The sequence below is a fragment of the Myroides sp. DF42-4-2 genome (assembly GCF_030326445.1).
GTDB lineage: Bacteria > Bacteroidota > Bacteroidia > Flavobacteriales > Flavobacteriaceae > Flavobacterium.
The window spans coordinates 1-550 of the sequence record NZ_JACAKI010000068.1; the positions used below are offsets into that span (position 1 = coordinate 1).

1 protein-coding gene is annotated in these 550 nt (G+C 33.5%); it reads left to right on the forward strand.

Features of this window, described 5'->3' with window-relative positions; all coding sequences use genetic code 11:
* Nucleotides 1-550, forward strand: a 550-nt coding sequence (locus HX062_RS16175; protein ID WP_286468138.1) for a hypothetical protein, incomplete at both ends; no start/stop codon positions are given.

Consider the following 550-nt stretch of genomic DNA (forward strand, 5'->3'; position numbering starts at 1 on the left):
TATCCCAAAATTGCTTTTGCAGGCTCATGGTTTTATGAAGCTATTGATTCTAAAGAATATCCTTCATTAGTAGGGAGGCAAGGATTAGGGATTGATATTAATTTGATTGCTAGCCCTTTAGTAGGTACATCTATAAGATGGGATATTCTAGAATTGGTAGCTCGAAAACATCCTATTGCATATGCATTATTAAAGACTGTTGATATTCTAATGGACTTGTTAGCTGATGATGATAGTTGTTTTAATTTAGATTTTATAGTGTCTGGTCAAATTAAAGCAGAAGTAGGTTTTCAACATAATATGTTAGCGGGTTTCAAGGATATATCCGCAAAAGGAGGGGCATCAATCCAGGTAAAATTAGAACTAAAACTTAATTTATCCAGTACTAAGCAAATTTTGAACTATAAAGCAATAGCTAAGTTAGGATTTAGTGCAGGAGCTAGTTCAGGATTAGGAACAAATTTTAGTTTAGGTGTTGACCGCAAAGGAGTCTATATGCAAACAGAACTTATTTTTGAGGGAATATTGTTAGAATTCTCTGCTATGATTG